Origin of the sequence: Pseudomonas rhodesiae (assembly GCF_013285305.1) — a bacterium.
Classification (GTDB): domain Bacteria; phylum Pseudomonadota; class Gammaproteobacteria; order Pseudomonadales; family Pseudomonadaceae; genus Aquipseudomonas; species Aquipseudomonas rhodesiae.
In genome coordinates, this window is sequence record NZ_CP054205.1 from 5,411,706 (window position 1) to 5,430,190 (window position 18,485).

The window sequence follows — 18,485 nt, forward strand, 5'->3', positions numbered from 1 at the left end:
CCGGGGCGTTTTTGTTTTGAGCTTTGTTTGATGGAGCGACCATGTTTGTCCAGATCCTAGGTTCCGCCGCCGGCGGCGGTTTCCCGCAGTGGAACTGCAATTGCGTGAACTGCGCAGGCTTTCGTGACGGTAGCCTGAGGGCCCACGCGCGCACCCAGTCGTCCATCGCGATTTCCGATGACGGCGTCAATTGGGTGCTGTGCAATGCCTCGCCGGATATTCGTGCGCAACTGCAAGGCTTCGCGCCCATGCAACCGGGCCGCGCCCTGCGTGACACCGGCATCAGCGCGATCATCCTGATGGACAGCCAGATCGACCACACCACCGGCCTGCTGAGCCTGCGCGAGGGCTGCCCGCACCAAGTGTGGTGCACCGACATGGTCCACGAGGACCTGAGCAGCGGCTTCCCGTTGTTCACCATGCTGACCCATTGGAACGGTGGCCTGGCCTGGAACCGTATCGAATTGGATGCCAGCTTCACCATCCCTGCTTGCCCCAACCTGCGTTTCACTCCGCTGCCCTTGCGCAGCGCGGCGCCGCCCTACTCGCCGCACCGCTTCGACCCACACCCGGGCGACAATATCGGTCTGATCGTCGAAGACCTGCGCACCGGCGGCAAACTCTTCTATGCCCCGGGCCTGGGCAAAGTCGATGCGCCATTGCTGGACATCATGGCCAGCAGCGATTGCCTGCTGGTGGACGGCACGATGTGGGACGACGATGAAATGCAGCGCCGTGGCGTCGGCACCCGTACCGGCCGCGAGATGGGCCACCTGGCACAGAACGGCCCCGGCGGCATGCTGGAAGTGCTTGAGCAGTTGCAACAGCAGCGCAAGGTGCTTATCCACATCAACAACACCAACCCAATCCTCGACGAAGATTCCCCCGAGCGGGCTGAGCTGGTACGGCGCAATGTGGAAGTGGCTTACGACGGCATGAGCATTGAATTGTAGGAGCAAGCGAAATGACTGATACACCGCTGACGCGCGAAGCATTCGAACAGGCCCTGCGGGCCAAGGGCGCCTTCTATCATATTCATCACCCCTACCATGTGGCGATGTACGAAGGCCGCGCCACCCGCGAGCAGATCCAGGGCTGGGTTGCCAACCGCTTCTACTACCAGGTGAACATTCCGCTGAAGGACGCCGCAATCCTGGCCAACTGTCCGGACCGTGAAATCCGTCGCGAGTGGATCCAGCGCCTGCTCGACCACGATGGAGCGCCCGGTGAAGACGGCGGCATCGAAGCCTGGCTGCGCCTGGGCCAGGCCGTGGGTCTGGACCCCGACCAACTGCGTTCCCAGGAACTGGTACTGCCCGGCGTGCGCTTTGCGGTGGACGCTTACGTCAACTTCGCCCGCCGCGCCAGCTGGCAGGAAGCGGCCAGCAGCTCGCTGACCGAACTGTTCGCGCCGCAGATCCACCAGTCGCGCCTCGACAGCTGGCCACAGCATTACCCATGGATCGACCCGGCCGGCTACGAATACTTCCGTACCCGTCTGGGCCAGGCTCGCCGCGATGTGGAACACGGTCTGGCGATTACCCTGCAGCACTACACCACCCGTGAAGGCCAGGAGCGCATGCTGGAAATTCTCCAGTTCAAACTGGACATTCTGTGGAGCATGCTGGACGCCATGAGCATGGCCTATGAACTGAACCGCCCGCCGTATCACAGCGTGACCGACCAGCGGGTGTGGCATAAAGGGATCACCCTATGAGCTTTGATCGCAGCAAGACACCCACCTGGCGTCCGGGTTATCGATTCCAATACGAGCCGGCGCAAAAGGGCCATGTGCTGCTCTATCCCGAGGGCATGATCAAGCTCAACGACAGCGCGGCGTTGATCGGGGGGTTGATCGACGGTGAGCGCGACGTCGCGGCGATCATCGCCGAGCTGGATAAACAGTTCCCCGGCGTGCCAGAGCTGGGTGACGACATCGAGCAATTCATGGAGGTCGCCCGTGCAGAGCACTGGATTACCCTTGCCTGAGAAACCGCCGATTGGTCTGCCGCTTTGGCTGTTGGCTGAGCTGACCTATCGTTGCCCGCTCCAATGTCCGTACTGCTCCAACCCGCTGGACTTCGCCGAGCAGGGCAAGGAGCTGAGCACTGAGCAATGGTTCAAGGTGTTTCGCGAAGCCCGCGAGATGGGCGCCGCGCAACTGGGTTTTTCCGGGGGCGAACCGCTGGTGCGCCAAGACCTTGCGGAGCTGATCGGCGAAGCGCGCAGGCTAGGGTTCTATACCAACCTCATCACCTCCGGCATCGGCCTGACCGAGCAGAAGATCAGCGACTTCAAGAAAGCCGGCCTGGATCATATCCAGATCAGCTTCCAGGCCAGCGACGAACAGGTGAACAACCTGCTGGCCGGCTCGAAAAAAGCCTTTGCGCAAAAGCTGGAAATGGCCCGCGCGGTAAAGGCACATGGCTATCCGATGGTGCTGAACTTCGTCACCCATCGGCACAATATCGACAAGATCGACCGCATTATCGAGCTGTGCATCGCCTTGGAAGCGGATTTCGTCGAACTCGCCACCTGCCAGTTCTACGGCTGGGCGCAGCTCAATCGTGTGGGGCTTTTGCCGACTCGGGAGCAACTGGTACGCGCCGAGCGCATTACCAATGAATACCGCGCCAAGCTCGAAGCCGAAGGCCATCCGTGCAAATTGATCTTCGTAACGCCGGACTACTATGAGGAGCGCCCGAAAGCCTGCATGAACGGCTGGGGCAGTATCTTTCTGACGGTGACGCCGGACGGCACTGCACTGCCTTGTCACGGCGCCCGACAAATGCCGGTGCAATTTCCCAATGTGCGCGACCACAGCATGCAGCACATCTGGTACGACTCTTTCGGTTTCAATCGCTTTCGCGGCTACGACTGGATGCCCGAGCCGTGTCGTTCATGCGATGAGAAGGAAAAAGACTTCGGTGGCTGCCGCTGCCAGGCGTTCATGCTCACGGGCGATGCCAGCAATGCCGACCCGGTGTGCAGCAAGTCCGAGCATCACGGCATCATCCTCAATGCACGGGAAGAAGCCGAACACGCCACCCAGACCATCGAGCAACTGGCCTTTCGCAACGAGCGCAACTCACGGCTCATCGCGAAAGGCTGAAGCCTCAACGCTTGGCGATGATATACACCGCATGGACGATGCCTGGGATGTAACCGCACAGGGTCAGCAGAATATTCAGCCAGAACGCGCCGCCGAAACCTACCTGCAGGAACACACCCAATGGCGGCAACAGAATGGCGATGATGATACGAATGAAATCCATGGGTCAGCTCCAATCAATCGGCTCGTGCGAGCCGTGTAGCTAATCGACCTTGGGTGTTCGTGAGGGTTCAGTGGATCTGGCACGAAGCCATGCGTTAACGATCAGGCAAAAAAACACCCCCAGCCAAAAGAATCAGGCTGGGGGCGTTGCGGATACCGCGAGACGGTTCAGGAATTGGGGTTAAACGGCAATGCCTTTGCGGCACTGCAATTGCGCGGTGCGCACGCGGGAGAAGGCGCGGGCCAGACGCAGGAGCATTTCGTCGATGTTGCTTTTGCTCACGGTCAGCGCGGGGGTGAAGCGCAGGCAGTCGGGCTGTGGCGCGGTGAGGATCAGTCCTTCATGCAATGCCGCGTTGACCACTGCATCCGCGGAGTCTTCCGACAACGTCAGCCCCCATAGCAGGCCTTGTCCGCGCAGGGCGCCATGGTTATAGCGGTAAGCCAGGCGAGCCAGGCCTTCGCTCAGATAGAGGCCGGTCTCACACACCTGCTCAAGAAAACCGTGTTCCAGCACGCTGTTGAGAACGGCGACACCGGCCGCCGCCATCAGCGCATTGCCATGATGGGTGCCTTCCAGCTCGCCGACGTCGAAGCAGCACGCGTTGCCACGCGCCAGCAGCGCCGCCAACGGCACACCGCCGCCCAAGCCCTTGCCCAGGGTGATGATGTCGGCGCGCACGCCATAACGCTGCTCGGCCAGTAATGTTCCGCAACGGCCGATGCCGGTTTGCACCTCGTCGAGGATCAGCAAAATCCCTAATTCCCGGCACAGCCGTTCGACGCCCTTGAGGTAGTGCTCGCTGGCGGGCACCACGCCGGCGCCCTGGATCGGCTCAAGCATGATCGCCACCGTCTGAGCGTCCACGGCCGCGTGCAACGCCGGCAAATCGTTAAATGGCACATGACTGAAGCCTGGCAATTGCGGCTCAAAGCGGTTTTCCTGGGCACCAGCCGAAGCGGCGAGTGCCGCAAAGCTGCGGCCATGTCGAGCGTTGCTCGCACTGATAATGCGATAGGCCCCGCCGCGGTGCAGTTGGCCCCACTTACGCGCCAGCTTGACGGCGGCTTCACACGCCTCCGCGCCGCTATTAAGCAGGTACGCCTGGTCGCTGCCAGTGCGATGGCACAAGCGTTCGACCAAATTGAGTTGCGCACGGTTGTGCAGGGCCATGCCGGGGTTGATCAATGCTTGGGTCTGGTCGGCCAGGGCGTTGATCAACACCTGTGGGCTGTGGCCGAGGCTGTTGGCGGCATTGCCCTGACTGAAATCCAGATAGGCGCGGTCGTCGCTGTCCCACAACCAAGAGCCCTGGCCGCGTACGAACACTTGCGGGGGCTTGGCAACGGTGGGCATCAGCGCATCACTGGACGATTCATCAGGCGCCGAATCCAGTACCAAGTCATCCAGGCTTGGCGCGGGCCGGCGCAAGGTAAACAGATTCACACTTCACCCCCGACAGCAAGCGGATATTGCCCACTCACGACTTGGATGTTTTTTGAGTTGCCTATGTAAACGCTATTAAAAAGAACGCTGCTCATTGCACGATCCGGCCCTGTAAGCCCTGCGAATAGGCGCTAGACTAGGCGCCCCGGCGGCCTTCGGCCATTTCGTTTTTCCAGCTTTTTCGATAAGCAAACCTTATGGATTTTAAGCAACTGCGTTATTTCGTCGCGGTGTATGAAGAAGGCCATGTGGGCCGAGCCGCAGAACGTCTCTCGATCTCTCAGCCGGCGCTGTCGCAGCAGATCCGCCATCTGGAACAGCACTTGGACGTAAGCCTGTTCGAACGCAGCAGCAAACGCCTGCTGCCGACGCTGGCGGCGCACACGCTGTATAACCATGCACTGCCGCTGATCGATGGCATGCAACACGCCGTCGAAGCGTTGCGCAACTTCAAAGGCCAGGCATTGCGCACGTTGGCCATCGGCGTGCTGCAAACCGTGCATACCAGCCTGGTGCCACAGATGCTCGAACGGGTGCGCAAGGCCCAACCGCATCTGGTGGTGCAAATCTACGAATTGACCGGGCTGGAGATTGAACGGCGACTGCTCAACGGCTCGCTGGACATAGGCATCAGCTACCTGCCGCCGCGTCAGCCGGGGTTGCAAGGCGTGTTGCTGTACGAAGATGAGCTGAAGATGGTGATCCCTGAGGATCATCCTTTGCGGGAATTCAAGAAAGTGTCGCTGAAACAGGCGGCTGAGTTGCCGATGTTGCTGCTGGGGGAAGAGTTTCAGATCCGACAAATCTGGCAAGGCCAACTTGCCAACCTCGGGCGGCGCCCGCAGGTACAGGCCGAACTCAATACCATGGTGGGGATTCTCGACAGCTTGCCGCACACCCGGTTGGCCACCGTGCTGCCGGGACGCTCCCAGGACGAACACAACAGTCAGTCACTGCTGTGGAAACCCTTGAGCGAACCAAGGGTGCCCTTGAAAGTCGGGCTGGTGTGTCGCGATGTGCAGCGCCAACAGGCAACGATGGCTTTGTTGCGCACCTTGCTTGAAGACGTGATGAACGCCCCGCAGACGCCCGCCTGACTTTTTCGCGGGCAAAAGAAAACCCCGCCGAAGCGGGGTTTTGCAGACTGTTTCCCTGACATCCATTTCACTCCGCCGTCCTGGCAGAATCCTACGTGTCCGTGTTGTTGCTTTGCGCTTCCTGCGCGACGTCCATGTGAAGTAGATTATCGATGGATCCAATGTGGCGATAGAGGACGATTAGCAGCACGTCATGTAAGAGATTGCTTACACGCCCTCCAAGCCTTTAGAACTGGGCTTCATCCAGCAAAAATAGCGATTCGCTACCGGCTTTTACCGACGCACACAACGAGTGGATACGCGGCAGCAGGCGCGCAAAGTAGAAGCGTGCTGTGCCCAATTTGCTGGCGTAGAAGTCGTCCTCGGTTTCCTTGCCCCATGCGGCCTTGGCCATGCGTGCCCACATATAGGCATAGGCCATGTAACCAAACGCATGCAAATACTCCACCGACGCCGCGCCGATTTCGTTCGGGTTGGTTTTGGCGCGATCGAGCACCCAGGCCGTCAGCTCATCCAGGTTATCCACCGCCGTATTCAACGGACGGATGAACTCGCCCAGCTCAGCCCCGGCGGTCGCGGTGAACTGGCGAACCTCGTCGGCGAACAAACGATAGAACGCGCCGCCGCTGCCAACGATCTTGCGCCCCATCAAGTCCAGGGCCTGGATGCCATTGGTGCCTTCGTAGATTTGGGTGATGCGCACATCGCGCACCAATTGTTCCTGGCCCCATTCGCGAATGTAGCCGTGGCCGCCAAACACTTGCTGACCCAGCACGGTGGTTTCCAGGCCCAAGTCGCTGAGGAACGCCTTGGCCACCGGCGTGAGCAAGGCCACCAGGTTGTCGGCGCGCTCGCGGGCGGCGGCATCGTCGCTGAACTTGGCGATATCCAATTGGGTGGCTACGTAGGTGGAGAACGCACGGCCACCTTCGTTCGACGCTTTCATGGTCAGTAGCATGCGGCGCACGTCGGGATGCACGATGATCGGGTCGGCCACTTTGTCTTTGGCCTGGGCGCCGGTCGGCGCACGGCTTTGCAAGCGGTCACGCGCGTACTCGATGGCGTTCTGGTAGGAACGCTCACCGGACGCCAACCCCTGAATACCTACCCCCAGACGCTCGTAGTTCATCATGGTGAACATCGCCGCCAGACCACGGTTCGGCTCGCCCACCAAATAACCCACGGCTTCGTCGAAGTTCATCACGCAGGTAGCGGACGCCTGGATGCCCATCTTGTGTTCGATGGAGCCGCAGCTCACTGGGTTACGCGCGCCCAGGCTGCCATCGGCATTGACCATGAACTTAGGCACCAGGAACAGCGAGATGCCCTTGGGACCGGCCGGCGCATCGGGCAACTTGGCCAACACCAGGTGGATGATGTTTTCGGTCAGGTCGTGCTCGCCGCCGGTGATAAAGATTTTGGTCCCGCTGACCTTGTAGGAACCGTCCGCCTGCGGCTCGGCCTTGGTGCGGATAATCCCCAGGTCGGTACCGGCATGGGCTTCGGTGAGGCACATGGAACCGGCCCACTCGCCGGAATACATCTTCGGCAGGTAGGTGGCTTTCAAGTCTTCGTTGGCGTGGGTCGCGATCGACACGCAGGCGCCGGAGGTCAGCATCGGGTACAGACCGAACGCCAGGCTCGACGAGTTGATCATCTCTTCAACCTGAGCCGACACCGCCTTGGGCATGCCCATGCCGCCAAACGCGGGGTCGCCACCCACGCCCACCCAACCGCCTTCGGCGTAGGTTTTATAGGCCTGTGGGAAACCATCCGGCGTCGATACCACCGTGTCCGCCCAGCGGCAACCTTGCTCATCACCGCCGCGGCTAAGCGGGGCAATGGATTTGGCGGTAACTTTGCCGGCTTCTTCGAGGATCGCCTCAACGGTTTCGGCATCTACGCTGTCTGCCAACGCCGGCAACTGAGCCCAGGTGTTGGCGACGTCGAACACTTCGTTGAGGACGAAGCGCATATCCCGCAGCGGCGCTTTGTAATCAGCCATGGCAAACCTCGTTAGAACGTAAAAGGTGATTCGGTAGGATCGGTTTTACAGGCCCCGAGTGTAACCGAACAACTTTTGAGACACATAGGGTCTACTTGTGACTGACAGGTATTTTTAAGTCACCCAAGCAAAAAAGCTTCCGCAGGCAGACTCATCAGGCAGTCACTCCCCGCCTCCACCGCCGCACGATGGGTGATGGTGCGCGGCAACAGGCGTTTGAAGTAGAACTCGCAGGTGGCCAACTTGGCCTTGGCGAACTCGCCGTCGCTGTGGGACTGCGCGGCAATGGCCATGCGTAGCCACAAGTAGGCGAGGATGATGTACCCGCTGTACATCAAGTAATCCACAGCCGCCGCGCCCACTTCGTCCGGGTTCTTCATCGCGGCCATGCCCACCTTGGTGGTTAACTCGCCCCATTCCTGGTTCAACTGATTGAGCTGCGCCACATACCCCTTGAGCTGCGGGTGCTCGGCATTCGCAGCGCAGAACTTATGCACGATCTTGGTAAACCCACGCAACAACTTACCTTGGCTGCCCAGCACCTTACGGCCCAGCAGGTCGAGGGCCTGGATGCCGTTGGTGCCTTCGTAGATCGGTGCGATCCGCGCATCCCGCGCCAATTGCTCCATGCCCCATTCGCGGATATAGCCGTGACCGCCGAAGATCTGCATGCCGAGGTTGGTCACCTCCAGCCCGGTATCGGTCATGAAGGCTTTGCAGATCGGCGTGAGGAAGGCCAACAGGTCTTCGGCCTCCTGGCGCTGGGCGGCGTCGTCGCCCAGGTGGGCGGTGTCCAGCAGTTGAGCGGTGAAATAGGCCAGCGCCCGATTGCCTTCGTTGAAGGCCTTCATGGTCAACAGCATGCGCCGCACGTCGGCGTGCACGATGATCGGGTCGGCAGGCTTGTCCGGGGCCTTGGGGCCGGTCAGAGAACGCATTTGCAGGCGGTCATTGGCGTACTTGATCGCGCCCTGGAAACTCGCCTCGCCATTGCACAGCCCCTGCATGCCGGTGCCCAGGCGCGCGTGGTTCATCATGGTGAACATGCAGTTGAGGCCTTTGTTGGCCTCGCCGATCAGAAAGCCTTTGGCGCCGTCGAAGTTCAGCACGCACGTAGCCGAGGCCTTGATGCCCATTTTGTGTTCGATGGAGCCGCAGTGCACCGCATTGCGCTCGCCGGAATCAGCGTGGAACTTGGGCACGATAAACAACGAAATACCTTTGGTACCTGCCGGTGCGTCCGGCAGTTTGGCCAGCACCAGGTGGATGATATTGGCGCTCAGATCGTGCTCGCCGGCCGAGATGAAAATCTTGCTGCCGGTGACGGCGTAGCTGCCGTCCGCCTGGGGCACGGCGCGGGTCTTGATCAGGCCCAGGTCGGTGCCGCAGTGGGCTTCGGTCAGGCACATGGTGCCGGTCCATTCGCCGGCGGTGAGTTTGCTCAGGTAGGTGTCTTTCTGTTCGGCGGTGCCATGGGCGTGGATCGCCGACATGGCGCCGTGAGTCAGGCCGGGGTACATGCCCCACGACGTATTGCTGGAGCCGATCATCTCGCTGAGCACCAGGCCCAGTGATTGCGGCAAGCCTTGACCGCCGTAGGCCGGGTCGGCCGCGACACCGTGCCAGCCACCTTCCACATACTGGGCGAACGCTTCTTTGAAGCCCTTGGGTGTGGTCACAACGCCATTGTCGAAATGGCAGCCCTCTTCATCACCGCTACGGTTGAGCGGCGAGAGCACGTTCTCGCAGAATTTCGCACCTTCTTCGAGGATTGCACTGACCATGTCCGGACTGGCGTCCGTCGCGCCCAATGCCGCGTAGTGACCGTGGAAATCAAACACGTTGTCGATCAGAAAGCGCATGTCGCGCAGGGGAGCTTTGTACTCAGGCATGGCGATGTCTCCGGCGGCAGATCGCTCCAACCTACCGCCGGCCGGCACGCCGTTCAATCACTGTAGGGCCGCTGAATACACCGCCATCACTCAACCGGCAGCGCTCTGGGTGCGTACCGCGCCACGGCGGTTCTGGCCGGCCGCGATCACACAGTTACGTCCCGCGCCCTTGGCCGCGTACAGCGCCTGGTCGGCGGATTTGAGCACTTCTTCCGGCGTGCGCTGCTCCATCTGACGCTCGGCCACACCGATGCTGACCGTCACCGAGACACTCGACGCCCCGCTACCCGCCCGACGTTGACGGCCCTGTTGGTCATCCTGCGGGCGGTCCGAGTTGCGCAGCTTGATATCGTAGTTGGCGACGATCTCGCGGATTTCCTCCAGGTGCGGCATGCACTCATCCAGGGTCTTGCCGGCGAATACCACGGCAAACTCTTCCCCGCCGTAACGGTACGCGCGCCCGCCGCCGTTGACCTTGGACAGCTTGCTCGCCACCAGGCGCAACACCTGATCGCCCACATCATGGCCGTGGGTGTCGTTGAAGCGCTTGAAGTGATCGACGTCGGTCATCGCCAGCACATAGTTGCGCCCTAGGCGCTGCATGCGCTCGTTGAGGGCCCGCCGCCCGGGTAGGCCGGTCAACTCGTCACGGAACGCCATTTGATACGCCTCATGGGCCACGCCGGCGGCGATCATCAACATGACCTGGCTGCACATGATGTTCAGGGTGAACGGCAGGATGAACGTTTGCGGCAGCATCCAGAACAACCCCATCACACCCACCAATTGCGCCGCATGCAGCGGACGCGGCTGGTACCAGTACTGCGCGGCAAGGGTGACGAAACCAATCAGAAACATCGGGTATGACAGTTGAATCAAGCTCATCCAGTTGCCATGCAGCGCCGGCCAGCGAATTTCCGCCAGCCAGTTCAGCAGCGCCTGGGGATAACTTTGCTCCAAGGCCAGCGCGACACTGCCGACGGCCAGCAGCACGGCGCAGCGTGCGACAAAGTCGCGGAACAGATGGGTTTTTTCCTGCCACAGCGCATAAATGCTGAACAGCAACGGCAACAACAGGCAGCACAGATGAAACACCACCGCCGCGTCTTCACGCACGCGGCCGTTATCGCGGTAGTAATCGGTCTGGGTATCGAGCAGGAAGTAAGCGACGTACACCGTGATCATCAGAAACAGTTCGCGCTGACGGCGGTACACCGCGCAATACGAGCCGCCGAGCAACAGCACCAGGGTCGGCAACACGTTGAACAACGACGTGAAGAACACGTTGAGGTCCTTGACGTACGCAGCCGAGAGCCCGGCCAGTAAAAGCAGCAACGAAGGAAGGAAATGGCTGAAACGTACAGCGGACACGCGTGACAAGGGTAAAGCTCCGACCCGCAAAAAGTAATGGCACTTTGCCGTAGCGCAAACAGTTAAGCACACCTTGCGCGGGATGCGTCACATTGCCATCACTGTAACGGCAGCCAGGCGCAATCCCTGAGCGCTGAGCTGCGTTTTTTAACCGTCGAAAAAAAACCGCCGCAGCCTGTGGGCTGCGGCGGTTTCCAAGAAACCCGGTAAGGCTTAGTAAGCCAGGCCGAAGTTTTCTTCTTTCATATCCATCAGGTTGCTGGCGCCCGACAGCATGGTAGCCACATGAGTACGAGTACGCGGCAGGATGCGCTGGAAGTAGAAGCGCGCGGTCTGCAACTTGGCGGTGTAGAACGCCTCGTCGGTAGTCCCGGCGGCCAGCTTTTCAGCGGCAACCCGTGCCATATCGGCCCAGAAGTAAGCCAGGCAGGCGTAGCCGGAGTACATCAGGTAGTCCACCGACGCGGCCCCGACTTCTTCACGGTCTTTCATCGCCGCCATGCCGACCTTCATGGTCAGTTCGCCCCACTCTTTGTTCAAAGCCGCCAGCGGTGCGACAAACTCGCTGACCGCTTCGTTGCCTTCGTTGGCCTGGCAGAACTTGTGCACGATCTTGGTAAAGCCCTTGAGCGCTTCGCCTTGAGTCATCAGCACTTTACGACCCAGCAGGTCCAGGGCCTGGATGCCGGTGGTGCCTTCGTACAGCATCGAAATGCGGCTGTCGCGAACGTTCTGCTCCATGCCCCACTCGGCGATGAAGCCGTGGCCGCCGTAGATCTGCACACCGTGGTTGGCGGATTCAAAACCGACTTCGGTCATGAACGCCTTGGCGATCGGGGTCATAAAGGCCAGCAGGCCATCGGCCTGTTTCTTGGCTTCGTCGTCGGTGCCGTACTTGACGATGTCCACTTGCTTGGCGGTGAAGTACACCATCGCACGGTTGCCTTCGGCGAAGGCTTTCATGGTCAGCAGCATGCGACGAACGTCAGGGTGCACGATGATCGGATCAGCGGCCTTGTCCGGCGCTTTCGGGCCCGTCAGGGAACGCATTTGCAGGCGATCGCGAGCGTATTTCAGGCCGCCCTGGAAGCCGATCTCGGCGTGGGCCAGGCCTTGCAGCGCGGTGCCCAGGCGAGCGGTGTTCATAAAGGTGAACATGCAGTTCAGACCTTTGTTCGCCGGGCCGATCAGGAAACCGGTGGCCGCGTCGAAGTTCATCACGCAAGTGGCGTTACCGTGGATGCCCATCTTGTGTTCCAGGGAACCACAGCTCACCGCGTTGCGCTGGCCGATGGTGCCATCGGCATTCGGCAGGAACTTGGGCACGATAAACAGCGAGATGCCTTTGGTGCCGGCCGGCGCGTCCGGCAGGCGGGCCAGCACGATGTGCACGATGTTATCGGCCATGTCGTGTTCACCAGCCGAGATGAAGATCTTGGTGCCAGAGACTTTGTAGGAGCCGTCGGCCTGTGGCTCGGCCTTGGTGCGCAGCATGCCCAGGTCGGTGCCGCAGTGCGGCTCGGTCAGGCACATGGTGCCGGTCCATTCGCCCGACACCAGCTTGGTCAGGTACGCCTCTTGTTGCTCGGGCGTGCCGTGCTCGGAAATGGTGTTCATGGCGCCATGCGACAGGCCTGGGTACATGCCCCACGACCAGTTGGCTTCGCCGACCATCTCGCTGACTGCCAGGCCCAGGGATTCCGGCAAGCCTTGGCCGCCGTGCTCCACGTCGTGGGCCAGGCTTGGCCAGCCGCCTTCGACGAACTGTTTGTAGGCTTCTTTGAAACCGGTTGGGGTTTTAACGCCCGACTCACTCCAGGTGCACCCTTCCAGGTCGCCCACGCGGTTCAGCGGTGCCAGCACTTGCTCACAAAACTTGGCGCCTTCTTCAAGGATGGCGTCGACCATGTCCGGGGTAGCGTCCTGGCAAGCCGGCAGGCTCTGATAGTGCGCTTCATAGCCAAGCAGTTCGTCACGAACGAAGCGAATATCACGCAAGGGGGCCTTGTAGTCAGGCATAGCGATAAACCTCTGCTGATGTATCTGGAATGAACAACCGCGTGGATGAACTGTGGCGGTCAAACAGGTGTTTGAAACATACGTTTACGACCTGGGGATGTCAAGCACCGCTCGGATGCCGTTTGTCATGACGGGCATCAATGCCACGCACGGCAATGCTTGCGGCACGACGCCACAGGGGGTGAGTGTAGGAAATCATTAAGAAAGACGCGCGGTAAGCGAACTCATGCGCGTGGGACTGAGGGCAGTCACGAGTGTGACCGCCTCACTAGATCGGGAGAGATTAGGTATTCAGATGTCGGGCTGCTACGCAGGCCCGCTCAACAGCAAAAGTGCGGGCTAAGCGTAGGTGTCGATCAACGTACCGAGCATTTCATCCGAAGCCTTGGCAACTTTGACACCCAGCTCCACCTGAAACTTACCCTCGGCCATTTCGACCATATTGCTCGCCGAGTTGGACGGCTGGGCCCGGTCGTTGGCGCGCAGCCGGTCAACCTGTGCATCCGACGGCTGAGTCGTTGCGGCGCTGGCGATTTTACCGGCGGCCTGGTCGACGCGGTTCTGCCCCGTCTGAATGGTGCTCAGGCCCGAATAAAACGCACTGCTTCCTGAGATTTCCATGGCGTTAACCTGCCTTTAGAGAATCGTGAGCCCCGATTGAACCAGAGATCGTGGCAAAACACCCGTCAATAACACTAATGGCACAATGCCTTGCTGATAGCCAAAATCAGTCAAGCAGGTCCAATTGCAGGTAGTCGGCTACTGCCTCAGCCGTGGCCTGCTTGAGCTTGGGCACGCGCCCCAGGCATGGCGCGGGCAAGCGTTCGGCGAGGGTGGCAAGGTTTTCTTCCAGACGGGAGGTCTTGGGGTCGATGATATTGGCCACCCATCCCGCCAGCGGCAAACCGTCCCGCGCAATGGCTTCGGCGGTTAGCAAGGCATGGCTGATACAGCCCAGGCGTACGCCGACCACCAGGATCACCGGCAGCTTGAGCGCAATGGCCAGATCCGACAGGTTGGCCTGGTCGGTCAATGGCACGCGCCAGCCGCCCGCTCCTTCGATCAAGGTGAAATCGGCCTGCCGCGCCAAAACCTGTTGCATGGGTTTGAGCAGCGATTGCACCGTCAGCGCAACGCCCGCCTCCCGCGCGGCCAAATGCGGAGCGATGGCCGGTTCGAACGCCAGTGGGTTGACCTCGGCGTAACTCAGCGGCACCGAGCACTCGGCCAATAGCGCCAACGCATCGGCATTGCGCAAGCCCTTGCTTGTCACGCTACACCCGGACGCCACCGGCTTGCCCGCCGCCGTGCTCTTGCCGGCCTGCCGGGCCGCGTGTAGCAGGCCGGCGGCGATGGTGGTCTTGCCGACATCGGTATCGGTGCCGGTAATGAAATAAGCGGCGCTCATAGAGGTTTCTCCAGTACGGCATACACCACTTGGTAAGTCGCCGGCAGGCCCTGGGCCTGACGGAACTGCTCATACGCCTGGATCAGTGCAGCAACGCGCGCGCGGCCCGTCAAGCCGCCTGGCCGACCGGGGTTCAGATTGTGCGCACCGAGCGCCTTGAGTTCGTGGGTCAGGCTGCGCACGTCCGGGTAGTGCAGCACGTGGGGCTGGCGTTCCAGACACCGCACACGCAAACCGCTGGCGTCGCACAGTTGCCGATACGTGTCGAAGGTACGGAATCGATTGACGTGCACCAGACCATCGGCGGCGCGCCAGCTTTCGCGCAGTTCCTCCAAGGTCCCCACGCACAGACTCGCGAACGCCAGCACCCCGCCCGGCTGCAACACGCGGTGGGCCTCGCTGAGCACCGCATCGAAATGGGCACACCATTGCACCGCCAGGCTGGAGAAGATCAGGTCGCAGCTTTCATTCTTCAGCGGCAGCCGTTCGGCATCTCCGGCGATGAAGTGCGCCGCGCCGCCCAATGGCCGCGCGTGATTGAGCATACCTTCTGCGATATCCAACGCCACGCCGTGGCTGTCGGGCAACCGCTCACCCAACGCTCGACTGAAATAACCGGTGCCGCAGCCCATATCCAGCCAACGCGCTGGCGCGATACCGGCCGGCAAACGCGCCAGTAATTCGCCGCCCACCGCCCGTTGCAACTCGGCAACGCTGTCGTAACTGGCCGCCGCGCGCGAGAAAGACGCCGCCACCTGGCGTTTGTCCGGCAAAGTGCCGGGCAGCGGGGGAAGGGATAAATCAGTCATCTACGCACTCATGCAAAAAAGCCTGGATGGCCGCCGCAACACCGTGGGGGTCTTCCAGAAGAAAAGCGTGGCCGGCCTGTTCAATCAGGCCGATTTCAACATCGGGCAGCAGGGCCAGCAGTTCGCTGGCGGCTTCGGCGGGCACCAACTCGTCCAGGCCGCCAAACAGGTGCAATTGCGGCCCGCGATAAGCCAGCAACGCATCGCGGGTGTCCAATTGCGCGAGCAGCTCAAGGCCGGTCATCAATACGGTGGAAGGCGTAATCGGCGCACCACTGACCAACAAGCGCGCCAGACCGCGCGGGTCGTCGGCGCCCTTGGCACACAACAAGCCGAAGCGTTTGAGGGTGACCTGGGAGTCGGCGTGGCAACCGGCGAGGAAGGCATCGAACGTTTCAGCGGGCATCGCGCTGGGCCAGTGGTCATGGGCGACAAAACAAGGGTTGCTCGCCAGCGTCAGGAGCCCGCAGCAACGCGTGCCGCGCCGCGCGGCCAGCTCGGCGGCGAGCATTCCACCGAGGGACCAACCGCCCAGCCAGGCGTTGTCCGGCAGCGTGGCGTCGAGCTCGTCGAGCCACTCATTCAGGTCGCTGGAGTCCAGCGCAGGCAGCGGTTCGATATGCACCTGCAAGTGCTCATCCAAGCCACGCAAGGCAGCGGCCAACGGCTCCAGCGGTGAAACGCCGAGGCCCCAGCCCGGCAGCAAGATCAATCGATCACGCACGGTCGGGCTCCCGCAAACAGGCTTGCAACGCCTCTAACAATTGCTGCACCTGCGCCGCGGTGTGGGCGGCGGTCAGCGTCACACGCAAACGCGCACTGCCGGCGGGCACGGTGGGCGGGCGGATCGCGGTGACCATCAGGCCGCGCTCGCGCAGCATCCGGGACAAGCGCATCGCCCTGGCGCTGTCGCCGATCAGGATCGGCTGGATCGGCGTAAAGCTGGGCATCAAGTCCAAACCTAGCTGCTCGGCCCCCGCGCGGAATTGACGGATCAGTGAGTCAAGGTGCTCGCGGCGCCAGTGTTCGGTGCGCAGCAGCTCCAGGCTTTTCAACGTGGCGCAGGCCAGCGCGGGCGGTTGGCTGGTGGTGTAGATGTACGGCCGGGCGAACTGGATCAGGCTCTCGATCAGGTCATCACTGCCCGCCACAAACGCACCGGCGGTGCCGAACGCTTTGCCCAGGGTGCCGACCAGTACCGGCACATCGTCCTGGCTCAGGCCGAAATGCTCGACAATCCCGCCGCCGTTGGCGCCCAGCGGGCCGAAGCCGTGGGCGTCATCCACCATCAGCCAGGCGCCTTTGGCTCTGGCGGCGCGGGCCAGTGCGGGCAGGTCCGCGAGATCGCCGTCCATGCTGAACACGCCGTCGGTCACCACCAGGGTGTTGCCGGTGGCTTTTTCCAGGCGCGTGGCCAGGCTGGAGGCGTCGTTATGCAGGTAACGATTGAACCGCGCCCCGGACAACAGCCCCGCATCCAGCAACGACGCATGGTTGAGGCGGTCTTCAAGCACGGTATCGCCCTGCCCCACCAGCGCCGTAACCGCGCCGAGGTTGGCCATGTAGCCGGTGGTAAACAGCAGCGCCCGTGGGCGACCGGTCAGGTCGGCCAGGGCCTCTTCCAGTTCATGGTGCGGCGTGGCATGGCCGACCACCAAGTGCGAAGCGCCACCGCCTACGCCCCAGCGTGCCGCACCAGCGCGCCAGGCTTCGATCACCTGCGGGTGATTGGCCAGGCCCAGGTAATCGTTGTTACAGAACGCAAGCAAGGGTTGGCCGTCTACCACCACCTGCGGGCCTTGAGGGCTGGCAAGCAACGGCCGTTGGCGATAAAGGTGTTGGGCACGGCGGGCAGCGAGGCGCGCGGCGAGTTCGAAAGACATGCTGGCCTCGGTTTGGCAGGTTTAACTCGGTCAAAATGTGAGAGGGCGCTTGCTCCCGATGAGGGTGTGCCAGCCAGTGCATGTAATGACTGACCCACCGCTATCGGGGGCAAGCCCCCTTCCACATTTGGATCGCACTTCAATTAAACGACGGCGTTGTAGAACTGCTCGCTGCTTTTCTGCTCCACCAATGCCTGTTCGATCGCCGCCTGATGCACCTCATCGGCGTGCTCTTCGCGAGCCTCCGGCTGGATGCCCAGGCGCGCGAACAGTTGCATGTCCTTGTCAGCCTGCGGGTTGGCGGTGGTCAGCAGTTTGTCGCCGTAGAAGATCGAGTTGGCGCCGGCGAAAAACGCCAGGGCCTGCATCTGCTCGTTCATGGCTTCGCGGCCGGCCGACAAGCGCACATGGGATGTAGGCATCAGGATGCGCGCCACCGCCAGCATGCGAATAAAGTCGAACGGGTCGATGTCATCGGCATTTTCCAGCGGCGTACCGGCCACCTTCACCAGCATGTTGATCGGCACCGACTCGGGATGCTCTGGCAGGTTGGCCAGTTGGATCAGCAGGTTGGCGCGGTCGTCGAGGGACTCGCCCATGCCGAGAATGCCGCCGGAACAGATCTTCATCCCCGACTCGCGCACGTAGGCCAGGGTCTGCAGACGCTCGCTGTAGGTGCGGGTGGTGATGATCGAGCCGTAGAACTCCGGCGAGGTGTCGAGGTTGTGGTTGTAATAGTCGAGGCCCGCCTCGGCCAACGCGGCGGTCTGGTCCTGATCGAGCCGACCGAGGGTCATGCAGGTCTCCAGGCCCATGGCCTTGACGCCTTTGACCATCTGCAGCACGTAGGGCATGTCTTTGGCCGATGGGTGCTTCCACGCGGCGCCCATGCAGAACCGGGTCGAGCCGATGGCCTTGGCGCGCGCGGCCTCTTCGAGGACCTTCTGCACTTCCATCAGCTTTTCTTTTTCCAGGCCGGTGTTGTAGTGGCCCGACTGCGGACAATATTTGCAATCTTCCGGGCAGGCGCCGGTTTTGATCGACAGCAGGGTCGACACCTGCACGCGGTTAGCGTCGAAATGCGCGCGGTGCACGGTCTGCGCCTGGAACAACAGGTCATTGAAGGGCTGTACGAACAGCGCTTTGACTTCGGCTAACGACCAGTCGTGACGCAGGTGGGCGGTGGTGCTGGCGCTCATGGGCGGTTCCTTGATTATGCTTTGGCAAACGCTGCGGGCATGCAATACCCACAGGCACGACACGGATGCTCGGCATATTTA

The 18,485-nt window shown here is 61.5% G+C and carries 17 protein-coding genes; 5 read left to right on the forward strand and 12 right to left on the reverse strand.

Annotated elements, in window-relative coordinates; all coding sequences use genetic code 11:
- Positions 1-41 precede the first annotated feature (41 nt).
- Genes pqqB through pqqE form a run of 4 tightly spaced genes read left to right on the forward strand, consistent with a single transcriptional unit; the run spans position 42 to position 3,112 of the window.
- Positions 42-953, forward strand: coding sequence for a pyrroloquinoline quinone biosynthesis protein PqqB (pqqB, locus tag HRH33_RS24570; protein ID WP_167417632.1), 912 nt, complete (start codon positions 42-44; stop codon positions 951-953).
- Positions 954-964: 11 nt separating this feature from the next.
- Positions 965-1,717: a pyrroloquinoline-quinone synthase PqqC gene (gene pqqC / locus HRH33_RS24575; protein ID WP_034139565.1), complete on the forward strand. Its 753-nt coding sequence runs from the start codon at positions 965-967 to the stop codon at positions 1,715-1,717.
- On the forward strand, positions 1,714-1,989 hold the full coding sequence (pqqD, locus tag HRH33_RS24580) for a pyrroloquinoline quinone biosynthesis peptide chaperone PqqD (RefSeq protein WP_034101097.1): 276 nt from the start codon (positions 1,714-1,716) through the stop codon (positions 1,987-1,989). Before pqqC ends, pqqD begins: the two co-directional genes overlap by 4 nt.
- Positions 1,982-3,112 (forward strand): pyrroloquinoline quinone biosynthesis protein PqqE, encoded by a 1,131-nt coding sequence (gene pqqE, locus HRH33_RS24585; protein WP_034115288.1) that lies wholly within the window; start codon positions 1,982-1,984, stop codon positions 3,110-3,112. The genes pqqD and pqqE overlap by 8 nt, the downstream gene beginning before the upstream one ends.
- 4 nt (positions 3,113-3,116) lie before the next feature.
- Here pqqE and HRH33_RS24590 read toward each other — a convergent pair whose 3' ends face one another.
- The gene (locus HRH33_RS24590) at positions 3,117-3,275 is read right to left on the reverse strand and encodes a YqaE/Pmp3 family membrane protein (protein ID WP_003228885.1); all 159 of its coding nucleotides are present in this window, start codon (positions 3,273-3,275) and stop codon (positions 3,117-3,119) included.
- A 180-nt stretch (positions 3,276-3,455) separates the two neighbouring features.
- Complete coding sequence (locus HRH33_RS24595; protein WP_167417633.1) at positions 3,456-4,721, reverse strand: aspartate aminotransferase family protein; 1,266 nt, start codon at positions 4,719-4,721, stop codon at positions 3,456-3,458.
- A gap of 197 nt (positions 4,722-4,918) precedes the next feature.
- Here HRH33_RS24595 and HRH33_RS24600 point away from each other — a divergent pair, with 197 nt between their 5' ends.
- A complete protein-coding gene (locus HRH33_RS24600) occupies positions 4,919-5,818 on the forward strand; it encodes a LysR family transcriptional regulator (RefSeq protein WP_167417634.1) in 900 nt (299 codons plus the stop codon).
- A gap of 226 nt (positions 5,819-6,044) precedes the next feature.
- On the opposite strand, the gene HRH33_RS24605 is transcribed toward HRH33_RS24600, so the two are convergent.
- From HRH33_RS24605 to bioB, 10 genes are all read right to left on the reverse strand, one after another.
- On the reverse strand, positions 6,045-7,823 hold the full coding sequence (locus HRH33_RS24605; RefSeq protein ID WP_094064221.1) for an acyl-CoA dehydrogenase C-terminal domain-containing protein: 1,779 nt from the start codon (positions 7,821-7,823) through the stop codon (positions 6,045-6,047).
- Positions 7,824-7,942: 119 nt separating this feature from the next.
- A complete protein-coding gene (locus HRH33_RS24610; protein ID WP_123479331.1) occupies positions 7,943-9,715 on the reverse strand; it encodes an acyl-CoA dehydrogenase C-terminal domain-containing protein in 1,773 nt (590 codons plus the stop codon).
- Positions 9,716-9,805: 90 nt separating this feature from the next.
- Positions 9,806-11,095: a GGDEF domain-containing protein gene (locus HRH33_RS24615; protein WP_167417636.1), complete on the reverse strand. Its 1,290-nt coding sequence runs from the start codon at positions 11,093-11,095 to the stop codon at positions 9,806-9,808.
- 204 nt (positions 11,096-11,299) lie between these two features.
- The gene (locus HRH33_RS24620) at positions 11,300-13,105 is read right to left on the reverse strand and encodes a phenylacyl-CoA dehydrogenase (protein WP_034101105.1); all 1,806 of its coding nucleotides are present in this window, start codon (positions 13,103-13,105) and stop codon (positions 11,300-11,302) included.
- Positions 13,106-13,444: 339 nt separating this feature from the next.
- A complete protein-coding gene (locus HRH33_RS24625; protein WP_034101107.1) occupies positions 13,445-13,726 on the reverse strand; it encodes a hypothetical protein in 282 nt (93 codons plus the stop codon).
- A gap of 106 nt (positions 13,727-13,832) precedes the next feature.
- Entirely contained in the window at positions 13,833-14,513 is a 681-nt protein-coding gene (bioD, locus tag HRH33_RS24630) for a dethiobiotin synthase (RefSeq protein WP_167417637.1), read from the reverse strand.
- Entirely contained in the window at positions 14,510-15,322 is an 813-nt protein-coding gene (gene bioC, locus HRH33_RS24635; RefSeq protein WP_094064226.1) for a malonyl-ACP O-methyltransferase BioC, read from the reverse strand. The genes bioD and bioC overlap by 4 nt, the downstream gene beginning before the upstream one ends.
- Positions 15,315-16,046 (reverse strand): alpha/beta fold hydrolase, encoded by a 732-nt coding sequence (locus HRH33_RS24640; protein WP_167417638.1) that lies wholly within the window; start codon positions 16,044-16,046, stop codon positions 15,315-15,317. The genes bioC and HRH33_RS24640 overlap by 8 nt, the downstream gene beginning before the upstream one ends.
- Positions 16,039-17,205 carry an 8-amino-7-oxononanoate synthase gene (gene bioF / locus HRH33_RS24645; RefSeq protein ID WP_167417639.1) on the reverse strand — a complete coding sequence of 389 codons (1,167 nt, stop codon included), beginning with the start codon at positions 17,203-17,205 and terminating at the stop codon, positions 16,039-16,041. Before bioF ends, HRH33_RS24640 begins: the two co-directional genes overlap by 8 nt.
- A 143-nt stretch (positions 17,206-17,348) precedes the next feature.
- Complete coding sequence (gene bioB / locus HRH33_RS24650) at positions 17,349-18,404, reverse strand: biotin synthase BioB (RefSeq protein ID WP_034101112.1); 1,056 nt, start codon at positions 18,402-18,404, stop codon at positions 17,349-17,351.
- Between the last annotated feature and the right edge of the window lie 81 nt (positions 18,405-18,485).